The following is a 21,751-nucleotide window of genomic DNA, read 5'->3' as shown; positions in this document are numbered from 1 at the left end:
TCGCAACGAGCGGATGGCGAAAGGGTGTCGGTGGTCTAGACCGGCTGTCGCGCCTGTGGCCTGGATCACCTCGCCGAGGGGCGTGGCGACCTGGGGTGTGATGTCGGCGATCGGCCGGTATAGACCAGTTTCTAGCGCCTGTGGAGCGGGTGCATGCGCGGTGGGCGCACACGAAAACGCCCCCTGCCCGGCTGGGCAGGGGGCGTCAGGCCCGGAAGGGGCGGGTCAGACCTTGGCCACGCAGAAGACCGTCTGGCCGAACGGCGGGCGGATGAAACGCTCGATGAAGCGGGTGGTCGGCACCACCGTGCGGTCGTAGATCTTGACCAGGCGCGGGTCGGGATAGCCGACGCCGCCCCGCCGCACCGCGAGCCACCAGGCGATGCCGCCCAGGAAGTTGATCGGCTTGAGCGTGTCGACCCGCAGCCCCGCCTCGGTGACCGTCTTGCGCAGGGTCGCCGGGGTGTAGCGGGTGACATGGCCGACCTTGCGATCGAAGTCGCCATAAAGCTGCATGTAGCCGGGCACCCAGATGATGATCTTCCCGCCGGGGACGGTCACCCTGGCCAGCGACCGCAGCGCCTCGACGTCCTCCTCGATGTGCTCAAGGACGTTCATCATCACGACCGTGTCGACCCGGTCGTCGCCCTCCAGCGGGATCTCGGTCGGCAGGCCGAACTGCAGGACGTCGATGTCCTTCTCGTGCCCGTCGAAGCGCTTGCGCAGCCGCTCCACGCAGTACGGGTCGAAGTCGCTGACCACCAGCCGGTCGAGCCGGGGCAGGAACTGCTCGGCGAAGTGCCCGAGCCCGGAGCCGATCTCCAGCATGGACCGGCCCACGTGCGGAGCGACCATGTCGTACTCGTACTGGCGGTAGTTCCTGGCCTCGTCGCCGCCCAGGTGGTTCTCCAGGGCTTCGTCCCCGGCCGCCGGTTGAACTACACGGTCATACCCAGACATGCGATTCCGTCCAGCTCGCTTTTCGCACAAAACCGCGGCCGGCGGCCACGGTACGGACTGGGCCGAGTCTAGTGGGGTTCACCGCGGCCCTTCTCAAACTCTGCCCGGTGCGGTAGATCTCTCACGTCGAATCGACAAGGAGCCCCCCACGGACGACGACGAGGCGATCGCCCGATCCCTGGCCGGTGACCTGGACGCCTATGAGGCGCTGGTCGCCCGGTACTCCGCGCTCGCGCACCGCACCGCCGCCATGCTCGGAGCCGGGAACGAAGCCGACGACGTGGTGCAGGAGGCGTTCGTCAAGGCGTACCGGCATCTGGCCTCCTTCCGGCGTGACGCGCCGTTCCGCCCCTGGCTGCTGCGCATCGTGGCCAACGAGACCCACAACCTGACCCGCTCCAGGGGACGCCGGGGCGAGCTGGTCCTGCGCGCCCAGGCCGAGCCCGAGCGGCAGTCCGGCGACGACGACCCAGAGGACGCCGCCCTCGCCACGGACCGGCGCGCGCGGCTGCTGGCCGTCGTGCGGACTCTGCCGGAACGGGAACGTCAGGCCGTGGTCTGCAGGTACTTCCTACAGTTGTCGGAGGCGGAGACCGCGGAGGTGCTCGGCTGGCCGCTCGGCTCGGTCAAGTCGCGCACCTCCCGGGGGATCGCCCGGTTGCGGAAGGAGGTGGATCGTGACCTCGCATGACGGCCCCAGCCCGGCGGCCGGGCCGGACGACGAGTTCGAGGCGGAGCTGCGCGCGCTGGGCGAGGCGATCGACCTGCCGGACGCCCCCGCGCCGGAGCGGACCGCGCGTGCCGTACGGGCCCGGCTTGAGTCCCTGGCCCCGTCCGTGCCTCCGGCGACCCCGGGCGGTCCGGCGAATCCGGAGGAACCGGCGGCCACCGTGCGCCCGGGGGCTCCGCCGTCCCGGCGGCGGCGTCCGCGGCGGCTGCTGATCGCGGCGGCCGTGGTGGCCGCCGTGGCCGCGCTCGTCGCGGCCACCCCCCAGGGGCGCGCCGCCGTCGTGCAGATCCTCCGCTTCGCCGGGGTCGAGGTGCGGGTCGGCGAGCAGCCCGTCCCGCCCGCCACCCCGCAGGCCACGCCGCCGCTGCCCGGCGAGCGGCGGGTCTCCCTGGAAGAGGCCCGCCGGGCCGCGCCCTTCCCGATCGCGGTGCCGCGCGAGCTGGGCGAGCCGGACGAGGTACGGCTCAGCGACGGCGGCCGGGTCGTCACCCTGCTGTGGCCCGGCATGCGGCTCGACGAGTACGACGGACGGCTCGACGCCGTCTTCCGCAAGGAGCTCGGCCCGCCGTTCCCCGAAGAGGCCGGGCAGGGCTGGTGGATCCCGCGCCACCACGCGCTGACCTACCTGCCGCGCCGGGGCGGGCCGGTCACCTTCGACCGCCTCGCCGGGCCCACGCTGATCTGGCAGCACGGCTCGGTGGGCCTGCGCCTGGAAGGCGCGGAGAACGTCACGGAGGCGCTGCGGATCATGCGCTCAGCCGGCTGATCCGGGCTCCTCGTCGGCGGCGAGCCAGGCGTCGATGCCCTTGAGCAGGTCCTTGGCGACGTGCTCGGGGGCGGTGGAGGAGCGGATCGACTGACGGGCCAGCTCGGCCAGCTCCGCGTCGCGGAAGCCGTACACGTCTCTGGCCAGCTCGTACTGCCGCAGCAGCCGGGAGCCGAACAGCAGCGGGTCGTCCGCGCCCAGCGCGATCGGCACCCCGGCGTCGAACATCCGCCGCAGCGGCACGTCCTCCGCGCGTTCGGCGACGCCCAGGCCCACGTTCGACGCCGGGCACACCTCGCAGGTGATCTGACGGTCGGCCAGCCGGTCGAGCAGCCTCGGCGACTCGGCGGCCCGGATCCCGTGACCGACGCGGTCGGCCCCGAGGTCGTCCACGCACTCGGCCACGCTCACCGCCCCGGCCAGCTCCCCGCCGTGCGGCACCGCCAGCAGTCCCGCCCGCTTGGCGATGCGGAACGCGCCGTCGAAGTCGCGCGCCCGCGCCTTGCGCTCGTCGTTGGACAGGCCGAACCCCACCACGCCCTCGCCCGCGTACTGCGTGGCGAGCCTGGCCAGCGTCTTGGCGTCCAGCGGATGGCGGGTGCGGTTCGCCGCGACGACCACCGCGATGCCGACCCCCTCGGCCAGCGCCGCCGACCGCGCCGCGTCCAGCACCAGGTCGAGCGTCGCGGTCAGCCCCCCGAACCGGTGCGCGTAACCCGATGGATCCACCTGGATCTCCAGCCACGCCGACCCCTCGGCCCGTTCGTCCTGCGCGGCCTCGCGCAGCAGCCGGTAGACGTCGTCCGGACGGCGCAGCACCGAGCGGGCGATGTCGTACAGCCGCTGGAAGCGGAACCAGCCCCGCTCGTCGGTGGCGCGCAGCGTGGGCGGCCAGTCCTCCTCAAGGGCGTCGGGAAGGTGCACTCCCTGCTCTCTGGCCAGTTCGATGAGCGTCGAATGCCGCATTGAACCGGTGAAGTGCAGATGCAGGTGCGCCTTCGGCAGGGTGTCGATTGGGCGTGGCATTTCCCCATCGTGCCGTAACTTCGCACTCAACCTGCGCGAAGGCCGGTGCGTTGGGAGGGTCGAAAGGGGACCTCGCAGATGACGGACGAAGACGAGGCGGCCTTCGACGAGTTCCTGGCCGCCAGAAGCACGGCACTGCTGCGCACCGCGATCCTGGTCTGCGGCGCGTCGGAGCACGACGCCGAAGACCTGTTGCAGCACGCGCTGGAGAAGGTCTACCGGCACTGGCCGCGCATCCGGCACGACAATCCCGGGTCCTATGCCCGGCGGGTCGTGGTCAACGCCGCCATCTCGGTGGCACGGCGGAAGAAGGTGATCAGGGAGATCTCCTTCGCGCGGCCTCCGGAGACCGCGGACACCGCCGCCGACCTCGACCTGCGCGAGTCGCTGCTGGCCGAACTGCGGCGGTTGCCGGCCCGGATGCGCGCCGTACTGGTGCTGCGGTACTGGGAGGACCTGTCGGAGACCGAGACGGCGACGCTGCTCGGCTGTTCCGTCGGGACCGTGAAGAGTCAGGCGGCACGGGGGCTGACCCGGATCCGCGAGCGTCTGGTGAAACTGGAAGGAGTGAGCGCATGAGCATCGAGGACGCACTCAAGGACGCCATGTCCGGCCACGTCGGCGACGTACGCGCGGATCCGGCCACGGGCGCGGCGATCCGCAGGCGGCACCGCCGCCGCGTCGTCGGGCTGCGGACGGCGGGCGCGGCGCTGGTCACCGCGGTCGTCGCCGGTTCGGTGCCGGTCTACCTGGCGGTCAACGCGGGGCCGGAACGCGGCGGCGACGTGGCCTCGGGCGCCACGTCCACCGCCGGGGCGACGGTCGCGCCGGGGGCGGTCGTGCCCGACCTCGCACGGATGACGTCGGAGCAGGCGGACCAGGCGCTGAAGGCGGCGGGACTGCGCGGACGCTTCTACGACGTGCCGTCCAGCGACGTGCCGGGCGGTTCGGTCGTCTCCCAGGCGCCCCCGCCTGGCGCACCGGCCGAGCCGGGCTCGGACGTGCGGGTGAACGTGGCCAACGGGACGAAGGACAAGCTTCCATCCGAGATGGGAGACCTGGGCGACGGCGGCACCCGCTTCGCGGGCGTGGACTGGAAGTACCTGCCGGGCGGCCTGAAGTGGGCCAACTGGTTCGTCGAGGACACGTTCGGCGTGAACAGCGCGGCCACGTCGTGGAGCTTCTCCGGTCGGTCCGACGGCACCTACGGCATCGAGGTCGTCGTCTACCGGGGCGGGGCGGTCGCCGACATCCGCAAGCGGATGGACGGCTACCGCGACCAGGGCGCGGAGCCCATCAAGATCCGGGACGGCAAGCGGGCCTTCCTGGTCAGCGTGGGCGAGGCCGTCGGCGAACTGGTCCCCCCCACCGACAAGGTCACCATGACGTCGACCTTCGACCCCACGTCGGAGCCCGAGCCGAGCGGCACTCCCAAGGACCCCGAAGCCCTTGAGGAGGAGCTGAAGTTCGACGAGGCGAACAAGCAGGGCAAGCCCGCTCCGAACGAGGGGGAACCCATGTCCAGCACGCGGACGCTGGTGTGGGTGGAGTCGTCGGGACTGGCCGTCGAGATCATGGCGAGCCCTGATTTCGCCGCCAAGGTGGACGTGGACGCGGAGCTGAAGAAGATCGCGGAAGCGGCCGTGGTCCTGGACTGACCCCGGCCCGCTCGCACACAGGACCGCCCTGCTGGAGCCCGGCTCCGGGCAGGGCGGTTCACGTCGTCGGCTAGCGCGCCTCGGCGAGCAGCTTGGCGATGCGGCTGACGCCCTCGGCCAGGTCGTCGTCGCCGAGCGCGTAGGAGAGGCGGAAGTAGCCGGGCGTGCCGAACGCCTCGCCGGGCACCACGGCCACCTCGGCCTCTTCGAGGATCAGCTCGGCCAGCTCGGAGGAGGTCTGCGGGCGACGGCCGCGCAGCTCCTTGCCGATGACGCCCTTGACCGACGGATACACGTAGAACGCGCCGTGCGGCTCGGGGCAGATGACGCCGGGGATCTCGTTGAGCATCCGCACGATGGTCTGGCGGCGGCGGTCGAACGCCACGCGCATGGCGGCGACGGCAGAGAGGTCGCCGGTAAGCGCGGCCAGGGCGGCGGCCTGGGAGACGTTGGCCACGTTGGAGGTGGCGTGCGACTGCAGGTTGGTCGCGGCCTTCACGACGTCCTTCGCGCCGATCAGCCAGCCCACCCGCCAGCCGGTCATCGCGTAGGTCTTGGCCACGCCGTTCAGCACGATCACGCGGTCGCCCAGCTCGGGGACGGCGGTGGCGATGCTGGTGAACTCGGTGTCGCCGTAGACGAGGTGCTCGTAGATCTCGTCGGTGACCACCCACAGCCCGTGCTCGGCCGCCCAGCGGCCGATCGCCTCGACCTCGGCGCGGCTGTGGACGGCGCCGGTCGGGTTGGACGGCGAGACGAACAGCAGCGCCTTGGTGCGCTCGGTGCGGGCCGCCTCAAGCTGCTCCAGGCTCGCCAGATAGCCGGTGGTCTCGTCGGTGACGACGTCGACCTGCACCCCGCCCGCCAGCTTGATCGCCTCGGGGTAGGTGGTCCAGTACGGCGCGACCACGATGACCTCGTCACCCGGGTCGAGGATGGTGGCGAACGCCTCGTAGACCGCCTGCTTGCCGCCGTTGGTGACCAGCACCTGCGACGCGTCGATCCGGTAGCCCGAATCGCGCAGCGTCTTGGCGACGATGGCCTCCTTCAGCTCGGGCAGGCCGCCGGCCGGGGTGTACTTGTGGAAACGCGGGTTGCGGGCGGCCTCGACGGCGGCCTCGACGATGTAGTCGGGCGTCGGGAAGTCCGGCTCGCCCGCGCCGAAGCCGATCACCGGACGGCCGCTCGCCTTCATGGCCTTGGCCTTGGCGTCCACGGCGAGGGTCGCCGACTCGGAGATGGCTGAGATGCGCGCAGAGATGCGAGGTCGGGTCATGCCTCCATGCTCCCAGACCCGCATGGCCGTCACCTCCCTATATCCGCCATACGAGGTGCCGGTGGTTCGTCTGGGTTCAGTGGGAATTTCCCCAGACTCTCCCAGACACGCCGACGCGGCGGACGTGGGTCACCGCCGTCCACGGGAGTTTCGGTTCGACGTGAGCGCGAAACCCCCGTAGACTTCCGACGTGGCCGTGCTACCGCTCGTCTCGTAGCAGGCTGCGCGCATCCTGGCTAGACTTCGGTTCAGTCGGGGTATGGTTGGGTTTCACGACCAAGGGCACTGGCGCAATTGGTAGCGCACCGGTCTCCAAAACCGGCGGTTGGGGGTTCGAGTCCCTCGTGCCCTGCGAGAAGCGGTCCACGCGGCAGGCGTGTACATGCGCACCGCAGGTGGCGAGGACACGACGGATCAGGTGATGAACTGTGGCGATCGACACGCGCGGCGAGACTTCGGACAAGCCGGCTCCCAGTCCCAAGAAGAAGCGCACCACGCCTGCCCTGTTCTACCGGCAGGTGGTCGCGGAGCTGCGCAAGGTCATCTGGCCGACGCGTAAGGACCTCATCACTTACACCATGGTCGTCCTGGTCTTCGTACTGATCATGGTCGCCATCGTGTCCGCGCTAGACTTCCTGCTTACGGAGGGTGTGCTGGCGGTCTTCGGCGGTTCCTGAGCGTTCCGGAGCCGATACCGGCGGTCGCGCCCGCCGGTATTGCCAGCAGCCCACCGAGGAAAGAGAAAGAGTCACCGTGTCCGAGTCCCCACTGTCGGCCGGCGGATCCCGCGAGAAGTGGGACAGCGAGCCGGACAAGGCGATCGAGGCCGTAGACGAGAGCGTCGAGGCGGTGGAGTCCGAGGAATCGCCTGAGGCGTCCGAGTCGGCCGAAGCGTCTGAGCCGGGGGCTCCCGGCGAGTCCGACGACGACGCCACGGCCGTCGATGACGACGGTGACGTTCTTCCGGAGCTCTCCGACATCGACCCGGTCGAGGAATTCAAGCGCCAGATGCGCGGCCTCCCGGGTGAGTGGTACGTCATCCACTCCTACGCCGGTTACGAGAACCGGGTGAAGTCCAACATCGAGACCCGGATCGGCTCGCTCAACATGGAAGACTTCATCTTCCAGGTCGAGGTGCCCACCCACACCGTCACCGAGTTCAAGAGCGGTAAGAAGGTCCCGGTCAAGGAGCGGGTGCTGCCCGGCTACGTCCTGGTCCGGATGGACCTCTCCGACGAGTCCTGGGCCGCGGTCCGCAACACCCCCGGCGTCACCGGCTTCGTGGGCCTTTCCAACAAGCCGAGCCCGCTCAACCTCGACGAGGTCGCCAAGCTGCTCGCTCCCGAGCCCGCCGAGGAGTCCAAGAGGGCCTCTTCCAAGGCCGCTCCGGCGACGGTCGACTTCGAGGTCGGCGAGTCCGTCACCGTCATGGACGGGCCGTTCGCCACGCTGCCCGCGACCGTCAGTGAGATCAGCGCCGAGTCGCAGAAGCTGAAGGTGCTCGTCTCGATCTTCGGCCGGGAGACCCCGGTGGAGCTGTCGTTCAACCAGGTCTCGAAGATCTGAGCAATCGCGTAGACTAGCTACTCGTCCCCGTGGTGGTGTGTCGATCCACCATGCCCACGGGGTCTCGAAGACAAGACCCGGAGAAGGACAGATGCCTCCTAAGAAGAAGATCGCGGCCCTGGTCAAGGTCCAGCTCCCCGCCGGACAGGCCACGCCCGCCCCGCCCGTCGGTACCGCCCTCGGTCCGCACGGCGTCAACATCATGGACTTCGTGAAGCAGTACAACGCTGCGACCGACGCCCAGCGGGGCAACATCATCCCCGTCGAGATCACCATCTTCGAAGACCGCAGCTTCGTCTTCATCACCAAGACGCCCCCGGCGCCTGAGCTGATCAAGAAGGCCGCCGGTCTCGACAAGGGCAGCGCCAACCCGCACCGCGACAAGGTGGGCAAGCTCACCAGGGAGCAGCTGCGGCAGATCGCCGAGACCAAGATGCAGGACCTCAACGCCAACGACATCGAGGCCGCCGAGAAGATCATCGCCGGCACCGCCCGGTCGATGGGCGTCACCGTCGCCGACTGACGTCGTTCCTCGTCGTCCTTCGTCGTTCCAGACTTTTCCTCAGTGGGAGGGCCCGAGCGCTGGCCCCGACCACGACACTCGTCCACACAGGAGTGAGCAGTGAAGCGCAGCAAGAGCTACCGCAACGCGTCGGCACAGATCGACAGAGACCAGCTCTACACCCCGGCCGACGCGGCCAGGCTGGCCAAGGAGACCTCGGCCACCAAGTTCGACGCCACCGTCGAGGTGGCCCTGCGGCTGGGCGTCGACCCCCGCAAGGCCGACCAGATGGTGCGCGGCACCGTCAACCTCCCGCACGGCACCGGCAAGACCGCCCGGGTCCTGGTCTTCGCGACCGGTGACCGTGCCGAGGAGGCCCGTCAGGCGGGCGCCGACATTGTCGGCGCCGACGAGCTGATCGACGAGATCTCCAAGGGCAACCGCCTCGGCGAGTTCGACGCCGTCGTGGCCACGCCCGACCTGATGGGCAAGGTCGGCCGCCTCGGCCGCGTGCTCGGCCCGCGTGGCCTGATGCCCAACCCGAAGACGGGCACCGTCACCCCCAACGTGACCAAGGCCGTCACCGAGATCAAGGGCGGCAAGATCGAGTTCCGCGTCGACCGCCACGCCAACCTGCACTTCATCATCGGCCGGTCGTCGTTCAGCGAGAACCAGCTCATCGAGAACTACGCCGCCGCCCTCGACGAGGTGCTCCGGCTCAAGCCGTCCGCCGCCAAGGGCCGCTACCTGAAGAAGGTCACCTTCAGCACCTCCATGGGCCCCGGCATCCCGGTCGACCCCAACGTCACCCGCGGCCTGGTCGGCGAAGCAACCGCCTGACGCCTGTACTCACCGAAACCCCCGTCACCGCATGGTGGCGGGGGTTCTGTGCTTTCACCTGCGCTTTTGTCGTTCTAATGAGTTCATTTCGTGAAGATTTCGCGGACATTCTGATAATGGCGGCTTCTCAGGGTAAACCCGGAACTAACCCGGATCTGCCGGGGACCGCGGCCCACACGCCTCCTCCGGCGCGTAGGGTCGGTAGCAGAGCAGGGGGAAATGAAGGGACTTAAATAGAAATGCGCCGGATTACTCTCGCGATCGCCGCCGTGGGCGCCGCCAGCGCGGTCGTCCTCACCGGGTGCGGCTCAACGAGCCCGCAACTCGGCAGCGTTAAGCTGGCCGCGGCCGAGGCCGTGGCGCAGAGCGCCCAGCAGGCCGAGGCCGTCAGCAGCTACACCGTGGACGCCGTAGCCGACTTCTCCCACCCCGACGGCGGCGCCGGTAAGGTGCAGGGCCGCATGGTGTACCAGAGCAAGCCGCAGCTCGCCGTCGATCTCACACTCGACACGGTGAGCTTCGGTCAGAACAACCTGCCGGGTGGGGCCCGCGCCATCCTCGTCGGCGACACCGCGTACATCAAGCTCGACGCCCTGAAGTCGATGACCGGTGTCACCAAGCCGTGGATCAAGGCGTCGGTCTCCGACCTCGACGGCCAGGGCCGCACCGAGGCGCAGAACGCCCTCGGCCGCATCCAGCAGTTCGACCTCTCGGCCGCCGTCAAGCTGGTCACCGCGTCCAAGGACGTGAAGTCCGTGGGCACCGAGAGCGTGGGCGGCGTCGACACCACCCACTACTCCGGGACCTTCCCGGTCGAGGAGGCCGTCAAGCTGCTCGACCCGGCCCACCGCGACCAGGCGTCCCAGAGCTTCGGCGAGGTCAAGAACATGAAGTTCGACCTGTGGGCCGACGCGCAGAGCCTGCCCCGCAAGATCACCATGAGCGGCGAGGCCGACCGCGGCAAGTTCAACGCCACCATGATGTTCAAGGGCTACAACGAGCCCGTCGAGATCACCGCCCCTCCGGCCAGCGAGGTCGGCGAGATCCCGAACCGCACGCAGACCAACTGACGTACCACATCCCACCGCCGGCCCGCGCCGCTCCCTACGGCGCGGGCCGCCGCATTTCTACGGTGGGCCTTCGGTACGGCACGCAGTGGCACCAGCCGAGGCCCGTGTCTGGCCACTGTCTGGTTTCCGGCGTTTCCCAGGAGTGGTCGATCTCGCCGTTACGGCACCGGCTGTCGGCTCGTTGGTCCCCAGGTGCCCGCGTTGCCGCGCGTCCTGCCGTTCGTGCTGCTCAGTGCCTAAGAGGGTGTTGCTGAACTCTTGATCTCGGACACCACCGTCCCCGGGATGAATGGAAGGCATGAGAGAGGGCCGGGGACGTGGGTGCGGTGGTCGTGGCCCTGAGGGTCCTGGTGCTCATGCTGAGGGTTGAGCCAGTGTGGTGGCATGCCGGTGACGGACGGGCGGTGCTGCCCGGCCTGTGGGACTCGTCTGCCTGGGTGGATGCGAAGGTGTTTGTTGCCGGGGCAGGGAAGGCGGCTTCGTGTGGTGAGGGGTGATGTCGCCGAGTTTTGACGGCAGTGGGGTCCTTGCGGTGGGAGAGTCGGTGTGCTTCTCCCGTTTGGGGACCCCATGCGCGTAGCGACGACCAAGGTCGAGCTGTATACGGCGATTCGCAACGTTTGCCCTGCCCGCTACCGGCACCTCGGGGCGATGTCCCCCGTCGATATGTCCGGCGCGTTCGGGGGAACGGCCAGCGTGGCCGGCGCGACTCCGAGCCGTCGTTCTGTCGCGAGGCGGCCAACGTGCCAGGATGAATCACTTCAAGCCGTAACTCGCGTGGGCCGGTATCGCAGGGCGACCGCCCCCGACCGGAACTCACGGCGGTCCACGGGCTCGAGCTGGATGCGCTCGCGCAGACCGGCGAGCAACGTCGGTCCGTGTCCGGCAAGGACCGGCTGCACAAGGAACTCGTACTCGTCGATCAGTCCCAGATCTGCCAATGCCAGGGGGAGCGTCACGCCACCCACCCACAGGCCCTCGCCTGACTCCTGCTTGAGCCGCTGAACCGCTTGCCCGAAGTCGCCTCGCACCAGCTCGGCATTCCAATCGACCGCGCTCAGCGTGCTCGACACGACGTACTTCTTTGCCCGGTGGATGGTCTCGGCGAACGGGATCTGCCACTCATCCATCCAGTCAGGCCACGTGTCAGTGGCCGGCTTCCGCCACGCCGACTCCATCATCTCGTAGGTCACCCGGCCGAACAGCAGGGCATCGGCTCGCTCCATCTCGGCGGTCCAGTAACGCATCGACTCCTCGTCCGGGAGGAGCCCTGCCTCGTGATGGCAGCAGCCGTCGAGCGTGACGTTGATCGAGTATCGAAGTGGTCTCATCTCGTTGCTCTCCCTTGATGCGCGCAGCGCGTTTTCACCGGACGTCTACTTAGACGACTGTCGGCGCCATTTCTCATCGGCGCCCGATCCCACCTGCTCAACACCGTCGTGATGCGAACCAGACCGCAGACCGAGATGGTGCCCCGCCGAGTGGTGTGAATGGGAGCGGTCATATCGGACATCGGGGAGTGTTCAAGGAGGAGTGTTCAAGGAACGGTGGCTCTGCTGGGCGAACACAGAGCTGAGCGCCGTGATCTGCGCGAACGCGCGGCCTGTCACCGTCACGGCCCCGACGGTGGACACGCGCGACATCGCGCAGGTCGGCTGCTCCGGCCGCACCAAAGTTCCACCAGCCCGCGGGACGCGACCCACCGCATGCGAAGGTTTCGAACGCCGCCTCACGGAATTGGCAGGCAGATCATGTTGGGGTTGGTCGTTGAGGCATGCGCCCGAGTGGTGTTGGGGCAATGACACCGAATCCAGACGACCGACCTGAGGCGCAAGCGTCGGGCGAAGCCCGACCCAAGAAGGCGCGTCCGAGCGCAGCGAGGGCCTTTGGGTTCTGAGCGGTGCGGATGGCGCGGCGTGCGGCGGGGACGTCTCCATGCGTAGTGGCGTGGATGTGGATAGCCGGTGCCGTAACGGTGAGACGTGGCCGCTCCCGGGAAACGCCGGGGACCGGGCCGTGAGCGGGCACGGGCGTCGGCCGGCACCGCTGCCTGCCGTACGGATGGGGGCCGTACGGATGGCAGCACCGTACGGAAGGGGGCCGTACGGATGGCAGGAGCGGACCGAGGGTGGGGGTGATGAGACTCGTGGGTCAGGAGGCGTCGAGGGCTGTGGTGATTTTGTTGGTCATGTCGGCCATGGTGGGGCTGGGCTGGCCGCGGTGGGCCTGGGTGGCCGCCTCGATGGCGACGATGATGGTGTTGCGGAAGTTGGCGGCCTCGGCTGAAGACTGCTTGTTGAGCAGGCTCATGGCCTCCGTCAGGGCGGGCAGTACGTGGTCGGCGAGTTCGGCCACGGTCTTGCCGTCCAGGTTGACCGCCGTCGACTTCTCGGCCAGGACGTGGCCGATCGGGCCGGTGGCGGAGGCCAGGGCGATGGAGCCCGCGGTGGCGACCTTGTGCGGCGAGCCGGTGGCGTCGGCGGCGGCCAGCAGGGAGACGGCGCCGTAGGCGGCGGTCCGCAGGGTGAGCTTGTCCTGGTCGGTAAGGGTGACGGACATGGTCATGTGCTCCTTCGAATAGCGGGGTCAGTCGTTGAGGGCCTGGTAGACGGTGGTCCAGAAGTCGTGGATGACGTGGGCCGGGGCCGGGACGGTCATGCCGACCTGGGTGAGCAGGATGCCGGTGAGGCCGGTCGTCGGGTCGGCGTAGGTAGAGGTGCCGCTGCCGCCGTCCCAGCCGAACTGGCCGGTGGGGGCGTAGTCGCCGCGGTAGGTGCGCACGGCCATGCCGAAACCCCAGCCGCCGTGCTGTCCCTGGCCGTATGAGATATGGACGTTGTTGGTGGCCAGGGCGGTCCGGGCGGCGGTCTGCTCCGCGGTGAGGCGGTTGGTGGTCATCAGCTCGACGGCGGGCCGGGACAGGATTCGCTCGGCGCCGTGCGTCCCGCCGTTCAGCAGCATGCGGAAGTAGGCGTGGTAGTCGTCCACGGTGGAGACCAGCCCGCCCCCGCCGCCCTGGAACGCCGGGGGACGGCTGTAGCGTCCGCCTTCGGCCTCGTCCCACACCATGAACTCGCCGGTCTGCGGGTCGGGGGCGTAGAGGGGCGGCAGCCGGTGAATCTGGTCGGCCGGAACGTGGAAACCGGTGTCCTTCATCCCCAGCGGGCCGAAGGCGCGTTCGCGCAGGAACGTCTCGAACGACCGACCGGTGACCCTGGCGACGAGGACGCCGAGCAGGTCGTTGCCGATGTGGTACTGCCAGTGCTCTCCGGGGTGGTGCATCAGCGGGAGCGTGCCGAGGCGGCGCATCCACTCGTCCGGCTCGGGCATCGGCTCCGGCAGGTCGGGCGTGAGGCCCTGCCCGAAGACCGCGTTCATGATCGGGGTGCCCAGCGACGTCATGTCCATGCCGAGACCGAACGTGGAGGTCAGCACGTCCCGCACGGTGATCGGCCGCCGCGCGGGGACGGTGTCGTCCAGCGGGCCGTCGATCCGCTTCAGCACCTGCCGGTCGGCGAGTTCGGGCAGCCAGGTCTGCACCAGGTCGTCCAGCCGCAGTCCGCATTCGTCGAGCAGGACCATCGTCGCGGCGGCGGTGACCGGCTTGGAGGTGGAGGCCATCCGGAAGATCGTGTCGCGGCTCATCGGCGGACCGCCGTCGTGGCGCATGGTCCCGATGGCCTCGACGTGCGTCTCATCGCCCCGGCTGACCAGGGCGACCAGCCCAGGGATCCTCCCGGATTCGACATGCCGTGCCAGCACGTCACGCCACCTGCGCAGGCCCGCTTCGGAGAAGCCGCCGTTGCCGTGTCTCATCGTGTGTCTCCCCACAGGCGTTCGGGAATCTCTGAACGTCTGCGACGCTACATTGCATTCATAAATCCGTCAATATGAAGCAATGCATCAAAATCCCTGCTGCAAGCGTCACGCTGAAGCATACTTTGCAATGAACTTGAGGCTGAATGCAATGAATGACTAGGTCGGCTTTGCAATGGACTGCCGGTGAATGCATACTGATCCCCACGCACCCACACGACGAGCAGGGGGCCGGCACCGATGCCAGGAGGCAGGCTCAGCGACGACGAGCGTCGGCGGATCGCGGCCGGACTGGCCGAAGGGCTCGGATACGCCGAGATCGGCCGCCGTCTGGGACGGCCCGCCTCGACCGTCATGCGGGAGGTCACCCGCAACGGCGGGCCCGACGACTACGGGGCCGAGCGGGCGCAGGAGGCCACCCGGCACCGGGCGCGACGGCACAAGCGGACCCGCCCCCCGGCCCCGCCGGTCATCGACGGCGGCCACGGGCGCGATCCGGAGGCGGTGCGGGTCTTCACGGAGTCGTTCACCGAACTTCTCGTGCAGCAGGGGCTGCCCCGGATGGAGGCCCGGGTGCTGGCCTGCCTCCACATCACCGACACGGGTGCTCTGACCGCCGCCGACCTGGTCGAGCGGCTGCGCGTCAGCCCGGCGTCGGTCTCGCACGCCGTCGCTTTCCTCGAACAGCAGGGCATGATCAGGCGGGAGCGGCTCCCGGGCACCGCTCGGCGCGAGCGCTATGTCATGGACGACCAGATCTGGCTGCGGTCGCTACTCGCGGCGCTGCGGATGAACGACGTCCTGGCGGCCGAGGCGCGGCGCGGCGCCGAGGTCATGGGGGCCGGGACACCTGCGGGGGTCCGCTTCGCGGCCTCCGCCGAGTTCCTGCTCATGGTGAGCGAGGCCCACCAGCAGGTGCTGGAGCGGTGGCGGCAGCGGGCGGGGGCCGAGGAACTACGGACGGCCGCCGACGGCGACGCCGAGGGCCCGTAGTACGTCGGCGATCAGGTCTTCCGCGTGCCGTCGCCGAGCCCGTCGTGCTCGTGGGTGCTCATGTCGTTCGTCCTGACGTTCGTGTGCCGTTACCGCAGCCCACCGTATCCAGCGGGCCGGGGGACGGCGTGCGCCGGTCCGGCAGCGCACTTCCCGAACGTCAGGCGAGCGGCGCGGCGGCCGGTGCGGCGGAGGCGGTGGACTCGGGGCGCCTGCGACGGCGAGTCATTTGGTTGAGGACGCGGTGGACGACGAAGTACTCGGCCACCACGATGTTGATCATGATGGCGGCCCACGCGCTGGAGGTGTAGACGTCGCCGAACTCCAGCGAGGGGAACGACGGCATCAGCGCCATCCCGATGAGCAGGAAGACGCGCAGGGACACCGCGGCCAGCGTGAGCGCGTAGTTGCGGATCATCCAGACCCGGTGCATCTGCACGTCGCCGCGCCGGATGTGCACGTATGCCATGTAGAGCGAGTACAGCCAGGCGACCGCCAGCAGGTAGAAGGAGATCTGGGCCGGGAGGCCGTTGACGGAGAACGTGGCGGCGAAGAAGGCCATGATCGAGCCGGCCACGACGGAGATCATGTAGACCCGGCCGGTGATCCGGTGCAGGCGGGGGCGGCGGTTGCGCAGCGGGGTGAGGAACTGCAGCGGGCCGAGGATCAAGGCTAGGCCGCCGGGCACGGCGTGGGCGACGAGCGACAGGTAGTGCAGCGCCACATCGGGGTCGAGCGGCAGGGTGGCGTCGGCGGGGTTCCCGGTCAGGTAGGGGGGCAGCGCGAAGGCGGCGATGCTGACCGCCGAGACGGCCATGAGCCCCCATAATGCCCACCACCAGCGGCGACGGGCGGCGGACGGGGGTGTGGAGGTCATGCTGCTCATTGCTTGGCGTCCCTTCTTGATACTGACTACTCACTATCAAAAGCCCAAAAAAAATCAGCCGGAGTTCAGGAAGCGCTTCGCGAACGCGTCGACGTTCGCCATGGAAGGCAGGTTCATCGCCGTGGCGACCATGTAGAGCATGCCCTCGGCGACGAATCGGTGCGCCGCGTCGGTGCCCACGCCGCGGATCGCCTCGACCCGCTGGAACACGTCCTGTGTCCAGTCGTGCATCAGGTCGCGGATGTCGGGGTCGTCGCTGGCGGCGTAGCCCTGCAGCAGCATGAGCATGAACTCGCGCTGGTTCATCAACTGGTTCCACGCCTGGGCCATCACCCGCACGGGATCGGTCACGGCCTCCTCGCCACGCTGCACCATCTCGCGGGAGACGGTGTCGAAGGCTCTGCGCAGCACCTCCATGAACAGTTCCTTCTTCGTGGAGAAGAGACGGAACAGGTTGGGGTGCGACAGGTCGGCCGCCTGCGCGATGGTCATCGTGGAGCCACCGTGCAACCCCTTGTGGCTGAACTCGTGCAGGGCGGCGGCGAGGATCTCCTCGCGCCGCTGCTGCGCGCTCACCCGGGGACGACGTGCCGTGGCCATGTTTGATAGTAAACAGTCACTATCGATTCGCCGTCAAGAGCGCGCTCTCCGCCCGCGCCACGGCTCGGCGCGGGCGGAGGTTCAGCAGGGCGGGGACGGGGGGTGGCGGCGGATCCGGCCGGTCGCCGGGTCGCGGTAGTAATGGGCCAGCGGAACGGGCGGGGTGTAGACCGGGCGGCCGAGGCAGTCGGTGGACGCCGTGGCGACCTCGCCGTGCGCGCCCGGCCCCGGCATGCCGTCCAGGGCCTCCAGTACGCGGCGCTCGGCCAGGACCCGGTCGCCGCAGACGCCCAGCGAACGGCGGTCCCCGCTTCCGTCATCCGCCCACCACACGAAGACGCGCCCGTAGGGAGGGCGGCTCATGCCGATCCTGTGGTTCGCGCGTCCTCGGCGTCCCGCATTCGTCCAATGAGGCCGGCGACGGATGACGATCGCACGATCAGCGGGCCCCATCCCAGCGGCGCGGCGAAGAAGAGCCGGGAGCCCACGCCGTACCAGATCTCCCAGCCGCGCTCGGATTCATTGAGCGCCGTCGCGGCGGCGCGTTCCCGGGGGCACCAGTTCCGGGGCCGCGAGCGGGCCGGATATGGGACGCCGATTCCCGGGCCTTGCCGCCTTGCCGCCCTGCCGACATTCATTGGCGCAGGACCTTCCTCTTCGTTTTAATTGCTGGCTTTCTCCCGTGCTCACGGGAAGTGAGTGTCATAGTGAAGGCGCTCGGAAGTAATGCGCCAGACGTTGCCTTCTGGATTCAGGTGATTCCAGCTTTCCCAGTAGAAGGAGTGGTCGTTGTGGCCGGTCGTCCCCCTGAGCCGGTGGATCCGCTGGCGTCCCCGTGGCACCTGCTCGGCTCGCATATTCGGTACTGGCGCGACCTCAATTCCTATCGCCACGTGGACGTGGCAAAGCTCGCCCACCTGGACAAAGGTGACCTTTCTAAATGGGAGCGGGGCGTGGCCCATCCGAGGGTGGAGTCGGTGCGGGCACTCGACGAGCTTTTCGGTGCGGATAATCGCCTTGTGGGTATATATGCGACCGTGAGCGAACTGGAACGAACGCGAAAGCTCCTGGATAAGTTCAAGAACGAACTAGGGCAGGGCATCACGGATCGTCGCGGCGCTCTGCGGTTCGCGACCGCCGCCGGCATCGGCGGGATGCTCGGGCCGGTCGTCGAGTCCACCTCGTGGATGCTCAACGCCGTTGAGGATGAGCCCCGCACGGTAGACGAATGGGAGCGCTCGATCCTCGATCACTTGCATGCGATCCATACACGCCCGGCGTCCCGGATCCGGCAGGAGTTGCTGATCGATCTGCTGCTCCTGCGTGAGCAGATCGAGTCCGGCGAGCATACGGCGGAGGAGATCACCGAACTACAGCGCACGTTCGCGGTGCTGGGCGCGTTCCAGGCCAGCGTCCTGGTGAGGCTGGACGAGTTCGGTCCCGCGTTGCGAATGTATCGGGCGGCCAATCGTGCGGCCGACCTCTCTGGTGATCTGGATCTGCGGGTGAGGATCCGTGCGCACGAGGCGGGCCACGGCCTCTACGGCCTGCGCGACCCGTCCGCCATCCTCGATATGACGCGAAGCGGGGAGCGGTTGGCCGGTGATCGCCCATCGGTGGGTCGCGCCCTCCTCACCGCGACCGGGGCCAAGGCGTTGACCCTGCTGGGGCGGCACGAGGAGGCGCGCCTGCGGCTCAACGCCCTGCACGAGACCGTGGACCAAGGCTTGGCCGCTGTCACCGGCTTCTGGGAACCGGCCGGGGAACGGGTCCACTTCGCGGACGCGTGGGTGCACGCCGCCTCAGGCGACGAGTCCCAGCTCACGGCGGCGCTGGATCGGTTGAACGCTGGAAGACCCGACTATCAGTACTCCGCCAACTCCGCGTTGCAGCAGGCGCTGTGCGTGATCGTCAACGGTGGTGTGGGCAAGGGGGCGGAGCAGGCCGCCACGATCATCGGCGAGCTGCCGCCCGCTTACCGAAACCAAATGATCATGGAAACGGGCCGCCGGGTGCTGCGGGCCGTCCCGCTGGACGCGCGACGGCTTGCCCCAGTACGTGACCTTCGGGCATTGCTCGTGAACTGACGGGTGCTGTGGGGGGTTACCGACCGTCGTGACCGATTCCGGACGGTTGGTGGGAATCTTGATGAAGATCCGCTATCGGTTGTTTGTATGCGGGGGACGCGGGCGCGCCCCGGTGACCGATGACGGGAGTTCGGGACATGGTGCCTCTCAAGGGCAGGACGGCGCTGGTGACCGGCGCGTCCCGCGGGATCGGGCGGGCCGTCGCCGTCCGGCTGGCCGCGGACGGCGCGCTGGTGGCGGTGCACTACTCCGCCGGCGAGACGGCAGCCAAGGAGGTGGTCGCCGAGATCACCGACGCCGGAGGCGAGGCGTTCGCCGTCCGGGCCGACCTCGGGCTGGACGACGGCGTGGAGATCCTGTTCGCCGGTCTCGAAGCCGGTCTGAACGGGCGCAAGCTCGACATCCTCATCAACAACGCCGCCATCCTCGACACCACCCCCTACGACCGGCTCACCCGCGACATCTTCGAGCAGACCTGGGCGATCAACGTGGTGGCCCCGCTGTTCGTCACCCAGCGCGCCCTGCCGCTGCTTCCGGAGGGCGGCCGGGTGATCAACATCTCCTCCACGGTCACCCGGATCGCCGGGCCGTTCCTGCACTACGCCATGGCCAAGGGCGCGGTCGAGGTGATGACGCGCGGCCTGGCCCAGATGCTCGGCGGGCGCGGCGTCACCGTCAACACCGTCACGCCCGGCGCGGTGGACACCGACATGGCGGCCTGGCTGCACGCCGCGCCGGGGATCAAGGAGGGCGTCGCCTCGATCACCGCGCTGGGCAGGATCGGCGAGCCCGACGACATCGCGGGCGTGATCGCCTTCCTGGCCTCCGCCGACGCCCGGTGGGTGACCGGCGCCGCCATCGACGCCAGCGGCGGCCAGTGGCTCGGCCACGGCGGCCCCCACTCCCGTTAGCGGCTCCCCATTAGCGGCTCTCCGCTAGCGCGACCAGGCTCCGGTGGGGGCGACGCGGGCGACGTACTCGTGGAACGGCGCGGCCGGACGGCCGAGCGCGCGCTCCACACCGTCGGCGACCTCGGCCAGCGCGCCCGTGCGCATGACCTCGAACAGGACGCCGAGCGCCCCGGCGAACTCCGGCGGGAGACCGTCCGCGCGCAGCTCCGCCTGGTACTCGGCGGGGGTCAGCTCGGCGAACTCGATGGGACGGCCCGCCGCTCGCGCGATGATCTCGACGGCCCGGTCCCATGACAGCGCCTCGGGCCCGGAGAGGTCGTAGATCCGCTCGGCGTGGCCGTCCTCGGTGAGCGCGGCCACGGCCACGTCGGCGATGTCCTCGACGTCCACGAAGGGCTCGGGCACCCCGCCGGTCGGCAGCGCCAGCCGCCCGGCGCGCACCGGGGCGTGCCAGAGGTCCTCGTTGAAGTTCTGGGCGAAGTTGTTGGCCCGCAGGATCGTCCAGGTAGCCCCCGAGTCCTGGACGGCGCGCTCCGCCTCGGCCATGCCCTCGCCGAAGCCGCTCTGCACGTGGTCCATGCCGCGCCCGGACAAGACCACGAAGCGCTCGACGCCCTTGGCCCCCTCGACGAACGGGCGGATCGGCGCCGGGTCGTCCGGCGCCACCAGGTAGACGGCCCCCACACCGTGCGTGGCCGGTTCCCACGTATCCGGATCGGTCCAGTCGAAGCGGACGGCGCTGGAGCGGGACGCCGCCCGGACCGGCAGGTTCCGCTCATGCAGCCGCCGCGTCACCCGGCGTCCGGTCTTCCCCGTCGCTCCCAGAATCAGAATGTCGTTCATGCCTCTCAGCCAACCCCGCCGCGCCCGGGGCGGACATGGGCGAGCGTCCGTGGGGCCTGTGCGATCGTCCCGGCGTGCGGGCGCGGCCAGGGGGTTTGCGTAGTCTGACGGATATGGACCCGTATGACGATCTTCTTCGGGGCGTGCGGGGAGAGGGCTCCGTCTTCGGGGCGACGGCGCTGTCGCCGCCGTTCGCGCTCGGTTTCACCAGCGGCCACTCGATGACGCTGTGCGCGCCGCTGCGCGGCGAAGGGTGGCTCGTGCGAGCCGGGGAGGCCAGAAGGGTGCGCGCGGGCGAGTCCGCCGTCGTCCGGGGCCCCGAGCCGTTCGTGTTCGCCGACACGCCCACGCCCGGGGCCGTCACGGACCTGCCGAGCGCCGGTCCCGGTGAGGTGACGGGGGACACCGTGCTGCTGGCCGGGACCTACCGGGTCAACGGCGAGGTCGCGCGGCGGCTGGTGCGGCTGCTGCCGCCGATGCTCGTCGTCCCCGACGAGCACGGGTGCGGCGGCATGCGCGACTACCTGGAGGCCCAGCTCCTCTCCGGCTGCCCCGGCCGTCAGGTCGTGCTCGACCGGCTGCTGGACTGGCTGCTGGTCTGCACGCTGCGCGACTGGTTCGACCGGCCGGAGGCGGCCAGGCCCGCCTGGTACGTCGCGCTGGGCGACGACGTGGCCGGTCCGGCGCTGCGCGCGATCCACGACGACCCGTCGCGGCCCTGGACGCTGGCCTCGCTCGCCGCCACCGCGAACGTCTCGCGCACCACGTTCGCCCGCCGGTTCACCGAGATCATGGGGGAGCCGCCGCTGACGTATCTGACCGAGTGGCGGATGGCGCTGGCGGCCGACATGCTCGCCGAGCGCGCCTCGACGGTGGCGGCGGTGGCCCGCCGCGTCGGCTACTCCGACGCGTTCGGCTTCAGCGCGGCCTTCAAGCGCACGCGCGGGATGAGCCCGAGCGCCTATCGCGCCTCCGCCGTCCCCGCCTCGCACTGACCCGCGCATACACAGGCCGTTTGATGAGGTACTCTGGTTGGTGCCGAAGACCGCCGGTCGTCACCGAGGCAAGCTCGGTGGCCGAAGGCCCCGTTAAGTGGGCGGCCCGCGTAGGTGGATGAGTGTTCCATATGGCCGTCCCGCTGTGACGTCCGATGTGCGAGCCCCGTGCGCCTGCGCCGGGGCGTTCTGTTTTCCCGGGGTCCTTCACGCACCGGCGGCACAT

23 protein-coding genes and 1 tRNA gene are annotated in these 21,751 nt (G+C 69.5%); 14 read left to right on the top strand and 10 right to left on the bottom strand.

Annotated elements, in window-relative coordinates; genetic code table 11:
- Positions 1-225 precede the first annotated feature (225 nt).
- Positions 226-960: a methyltransferase domain-containing protein gene (locus tag P3X83_RS02930; protein WP_277302897.1), complete on the bottom strand. Its 735-nt coding sequence runs from the start codon at positions 958-960 to the stop codon at positions 226-228.
- Between P3X83_RS02930 and P3X83_RS02925 the strand changes: the two genes are divergently transcribed.
- Both P3X83_RS02925 and P3X83_RS02920 read left to right on the top strand, forming a co-directional pair.
- The gene (locus P3X83_RS02925; protein ID WP_346742662.1) at positions 959-1,651 is read left to right on the top strand and encodes an RNA polymerase sigma factor; all 693 of its coding nucleotides are present in this window, start codon (positions 959-961) and stop codon (positions 1,649-1,651) included. The two genes, P3X83_RS02930 and P3X83_RS02925, sit on opposite strands and share 2 nt — an antisense overlap.
- Positions 1,638-2,456: a hypothetical protein gene (locus P3X83_RS02920; protein ID WP_277302896.1), complete on the top strand. Its 819-nt coding sequence runs from the start codon at positions 1,638-1,640 to the stop codon at positions 2,454-2,456. Before P3X83_RS02925 ends, P3X83_RS02920 begins: the two co-directional genes overlap by 14 nt.
- Here P3X83_RS02920 and P3X83_RS02915 read toward each other — a convergent pair.
- A complete protein-coding gene (locus P3X83_RS02915) occupies positions 2,445-3,482 on the bottom strand; it encodes an adenosine deaminase (RefSeq protein ID WP_277302895.1) in 1,038 nt (345 codons plus the stop codon). The genes P3X83_RS02920 and P3X83_RS02915 overlap by 12 nt on opposite strands.
- 78 nt (positions 3,483-3,560) lie before the next feature.
- Between P3X83_RS02915 and P3X83_RS02910 the strand changes: the two genes are divergently transcribed.
- A complete protein-coding gene (locus tag P3X83_RS02910; RefSeq protein WP_277302894.1) occupies positions 3,561-4,061 on the top strand; it encodes a SigE family RNA polymerase sigma factor in 501 nt (166 codons plus the stop codon).
- Positions 4,058-5,140, top strand: coding sequence for a Stk1 family PASTA domain-containing Ser/Thr kinase (locus tag P3X83_RS02905; RefSeq protein ID WP_277302893.1), 1,083 nt, complete (start codon positions 4,058-4,060; stop codon positions 5,138-5,140). Before P3X83_RS02910 ends, P3X83_RS02905 begins: the two co-directional genes overlap by 4 nt.
- A gap of 70 nt (positions 5,141-5,210) precedes the next feature.
- Here P3X83_RS02905 and P3X83_RS02900 read toward each other — a convergent pair whose 3' ends face one another.
- Entirely contained in the window at positions 5,211-6,416 is a 1,206-nt protein-coding gene (locus P3X83_RS02900; protein WP_277302892.1) for a pyridoxal phosphate-dependent aminotransferase, read from the bottom strand.
- A gap of 279 nt (positions 6,417-6,695) precedes the next feature.
- On the opposite strand from P3X83_RS02900, the gene P3X83_RS02895 reads away from it, so the two are divergent.
- The 6 genes from P3X83_RS02895 (at position 6,696) to P3X83_RS02870 (ending at position 10,394) form a co-directional block, all read left to right on the top strand.
- Positions 6,696-6,768, top strand: a tRNA-Trp gene (locus P3X83_RS02895).
- Positions 6,769-6,844: 76 nt separating this feature from the next.
- Entirely contained in the window at positions 6,845-7,093 is a 249-nt protein-coding gene (secE, locus tag P3X83_RS02890) for a preprotein translocase subunit SecE (RefSeq protein ID WP_277302891.1), read from the top strand.
- Positions 7,094-7,169: 76 nt separating this feature from the next.
- A complete protein-coding gene (nusG, locus tag P3X83_RS02885) occupies positions 7,170-7,982 on the top strand; it encodes a transcription termination/antitermination protein NusG (RefSeq protein WP_277302890.1) in 813 nt (270 codons plus the stop codon).
- Positions 7,983-8,073: 91 nt separating this feature from the next.
- Positions 8,074-8,505 (top strand): 50S ribosomal protein L11, encoded by a 432-nt coding sequence (gene rplK / locus P3X83_RS02880; protein WP_277302889.1) that lies wholly within the window; start codon positions 8,074-8,076, stop codon positions 8,503-8,505.
- Positions 8,506-8,604: 99 nt separating this feature from the next.
- Complete coding sequence (gene rplA, locus P3X83_RS02875; RefSeq protein WP_277302888.1) at positions 8,605-9,324, top strand: 50S ribosomal protein L1; 720 nt, start codon at positions 8,605-8,607, stop codon at positions 9,322-9,324.
- A 239-nt stretch (positions 9,325-9,563) separates the two neighbouring features.
- Entirely contained in the window at positions 9,564-10,394 is an 831-nt protein-coding gene (locus tag P3X83_RS02870; protein WP_277302887.1) for a DUF1396 domain-containing protein, read from the top strand.
- 761 nt (positions 10,395-11,155) lie between these two features.
- Here P3X83_RS02870 and P3X83_RS02865 read toward each other — a convergent pair.
- The 3 genes from P3X83_RS02865 to P3X83_RS02855 all read right to left on the bottom strand — a co-directional run bounded on the left by P3X83_RS02865 (position 11,156) and on the right by P3X83_RS02855 (position 14,210).
- Positions 11,156-11,725, bottom strand: a complete 570-nt coding sequence (locus P3X83_RS02865; protein ID WP_277302886.1) for a dihydrofolate reductase family protein — start codon at positions 11,723-11,725, stop codon at positions 11,156-11,158.
- An 820-nt stretch (positions 11,726-12,545) separates the two neighbouring features.
- Positions 12,546-12,953 (bottom strand): hypothetical protein, encoded by a 408-nt coding sequence (locus tag P3X83_RS02860; RefSeq protein WP_277302885.1) that lies wholly within the window; start codon positions 12,951-12,953, stop codon positions 12,546-12,548.
- A gap of 27 nt (positions 12,954-12,980) precedes the next feature.
- Positions 12,981-14,210, bottom strand: a complete 1,230-nt coding sequence (locus tag P3X83_RS02855) for a serine hydrolase domain-containing protein (RefSeq protein ID WP_277302884.1) — start codon at positions 14,208-14,210, stop codon at positions 12,981-12,983.
- Between the two features lie 240 nt (positions 14,211-14,450).
- Between P3X83_RS02855 and P3X83_RS02850 the strand changes: the two genes are divergently transcribed.
- The gene (locus tag P3X83_RS02850; RefSeq protein WP_277302883.1) at positions 14,451-15,203 is read left to right on the top strand and encodes a helix-turn-helix domain-containing protein; all 753 of its coding nucleotides are present in this window, start codon (positions 14,451-14,453) and stop codon (positions 15,201-15,203) included.
- 160 nt (positions 15,204-15,363) lie between these two features.
- Here the strand turns inward: P3X83_RS02850 and P3X83_RS02845 are convergent, their stop codons facing one another.
- The 3 genes from P3X83_RS02845 to P3X83_RS02835 all read right to left on the bottom strand — a co-directional run bounded on the left by P3X83_RS02845 (position 15,364) and on the right by P3X83_RS02835 (position 17,052).
- Positions 15,364-16,020: a DUF2306 domain-containing protein gene (locus P3X83_RS02845; protein WP_277302882.1), complete on the bottom strand. Its 657-nt coding sequence runs from the start codon at positions 16,018-16,020 to the stop codon at positions 15,364-15,366.
- Between the two features lie 123 nt (positions 16,021-16,143).
- Positions 16,144-16,689 carry a helix-turn-helix domain containing protein gene (locus P3X83_RS02840; RefSeq protein WP_277302881.1) on the bottom strand — a complete coding sequence of 182 codons (546 nt, stop codon included), beginning with the start codon at positions 16,687-16,689 and terminating at the stop codon, positions 16,144-16,146.
- An 81-nt stretch (positions 16,690-16,770) separates the two neighbouring features.
- Positions 16,771-17,052 carry a hypothetical protein gene (locus tag P3X83_RS02835; RefSeq protein ID WP_277302880.1) on the bottom strand — a complete coding sequence of 94 codons (282 nt, stop codon included), beginning with the start codon at positions 17,050-17,052 and terminating at the stop codon, positions 16,771-16,773.
- Positions 17,053-17,480: 428 nt separating this feature from the next.
- Between P3X83_RS02835 and P3X83_RS02830 the strand changes: the two genes are divergently transcribed.
- Both P3X83_RS02830 and P3X83_RS02825 read left to right on the top strand, forming a co-directional pair.
- Positions 17,481-18,776 (top strand): helix-turn-helix transcriptional regulator, encoded by a 1,296-nt coding sequence (locus P3X83_RS02830; RefSeq protein ID WP_277302879.1) that lies wholly within the window; start codon positions 17,481-17,483, stop codon positions 18,774-18,776.
- A 137-nt stretch (positions 18,777-18,913) separates the two neighbouring features.
- A complete protein-coding gene (locus P3X83_RS02825) occupies positions 18,914-19,687 on the top strand; it encodes an SDR family oxidoreductase (protein ID WP_277302878.1) in 774 nt (257 codons plus the stop codon).
- Between the two features lie 24 nt (positions 19,688-19,711).
- Here P3X83_RS02825 and P3X83_RS02820 read toward each other — a convergent pair whose 3' ends face one another.
- A complete protein-coding gene (locus P3X83_RS02820; protein ID WP_277302877.1) occupies positions 19,712-20,530 on the bottom strand; it encodes an NAD(P)H-binding protein in 819 nt (272 codons plus the stop codon).
- 113 nt (positions 20,531-20,643) lie between these two features.
- Here P3X83_RS02820 and P3X83_RS02815 point away from each other — a divergent pair, with 113 nt between their 5' ends.
- Positions 20,644-21,525: an AraC family transcriptional regulator gene (locus P3X83_RS02815; protein WP_277302876.1), complete on the top strand. Its 882-nt coding sequence runs from the start codon at positions 20,644-20,646 to the stop codon at positions 21,523-21,525.
- The last annotated feature ends 226 nt before the right edge of the window (positions 21,526-21,751 follow it).

Origin of the sequence: Spongiactinospora sp. TRM90649 (assembly GCF_029382225.1) — a bacterium.
Lineage (GTDB): Bacteria > Actinomycetota > Actinomycetes > Streptosporangiales > Streptosporangiaceae > Spongiactinospora.
Note: the sequence above shows the minus strand (reverse complement) of the source record. Positions and strands in the feature narration are given on the sequence as shown.

Bases quoted from the DNA above. Each gene is read 5' to 3' on its own strand.
- P3X83_RS02860 (WP_277302885.1), bottom strand. From the start codon at position 12,953: ATGTCCGTCACCCTTACCGACCAGGACAAGCTCACCCTGCGGACCGCC.
- P3X83_RS02820 (WP_277302877.1), bottom strand. From the start codon at position 20,530: ATGAACGACATTCTGATTCTGGGAGCGACGGGGAAGACCGGACGCCGG.
- P3X83_RS02840 (WP_277302881.1), bottom strand. From the start codon at position 16,689: ATGGCCACGGCACGTCGTCCCCGGGTGAGCGCGCAGCAGCGGCGCGAG.
- P3X83_RS02850 (WP_277302883.1), top strand. From the start codon at position 14,451: ATGCCAGGAGGCAGGCTCAGCGACGACGAGCGTCGGCGGATCGCGGCC.
- P3X83_RS02835 (WP_277302880.1), bottom strand. From the start codon at position 17,052: ATGAGCCGCCCTCCCTACGGGCGCGTCTTCGTGTGGTGGGCGGATGAC.
- P3X83_RS02825 (WP_277302878.1), top strand. From the start codon at position 18,914: ATGGTGCCTCTCAAGGGCAGGACGGCGCTGGTGACCGGCGCGTCCCGC.
- P3X83_RS02930 (WP_277302897.1), bottom strand. From the start codon at position 960: ATGTCTGGGTATGACCGTGTAGTTCAACCGGCGGCCGGGGACGAAGCC.
- P3X83_RS02900 (WP_277302892.1), bottom strand. From the start codon at position 6,416: ATGACCCGACCTCGCATCTCTGCGCGCATCTCAGCCATCTCCGAGTCG.
- P3X83_RS02905 (WP_277302893.1), top strand. From the start codon at position 4,058: ATGAGCATCGAGGACGCACTCAAGGACGCCATGTCCGGCCACGTCGGC.
- P3X83_RS02910 (WP_277302894.1), top strand. From the start codon at position 3,561: ATGACGGACGAAGACGAGGCGGCCTTCGACGAGTTCCTGGCCGCCAGA.
- P3X83_RS02855 (WP_277302884.1), bottom strand. From the start codon at position 14,210: ATGAGACACGGCAACGGCGGCTTCTCCGAAGCGGGCCTGCGCAGGTGG.
- P3X83_RS02870 (WP_277302887.1), top strand. From the start codon at position 9,564: ATGCGCCGGATTACTCTCGCGATCGCCGCCGTGGGCGCCGCCAGCGCG.
- P3X83_RS02845 (WP_277302882.1), bottom strand. From the start codon at position 16,020: ATGGCCGTCTCGGCGGTCAGCATCGCCGCCTTCGCGCTGCCCCCCTAC.
- P3X83_RS02925 (WP_346742662.1), top strand. From the start codon at position 959: ATGCGATTCCGTCCAGCTCGCTTTTCGCACAAAACCGCGGCCGGCGGC.
- rplK (WP_277302889.1), top strand. From the start codon at position 8,074: ATGCCTCCTAAGAAGAAGATCGCGGCCCTGGTCAAGGTCCAGCTCCCC.
- P3X83_RS02915 (WP_277302895.1), bottom strand. From the start codon at position 3,482: ATGCCACGCCCAATCGACACCCTGCCGAAGGCGCACCTGCATCTGCAC.
- P3X83_RS02815 (WP_277302876.1), top strand. From the start codon at position 20,644: ATGGACCCGTATGACGATCTTCTTCGGGGCGTGCGGGGAGAGGGCTCC.
- P3X83_RS02865 (WP_277302886.1), bottom strand. From the start codon at position 11,725: ATGAGACCACTTCGATACTCGATCAACGTCACGCTCGACGGCTGCTGC.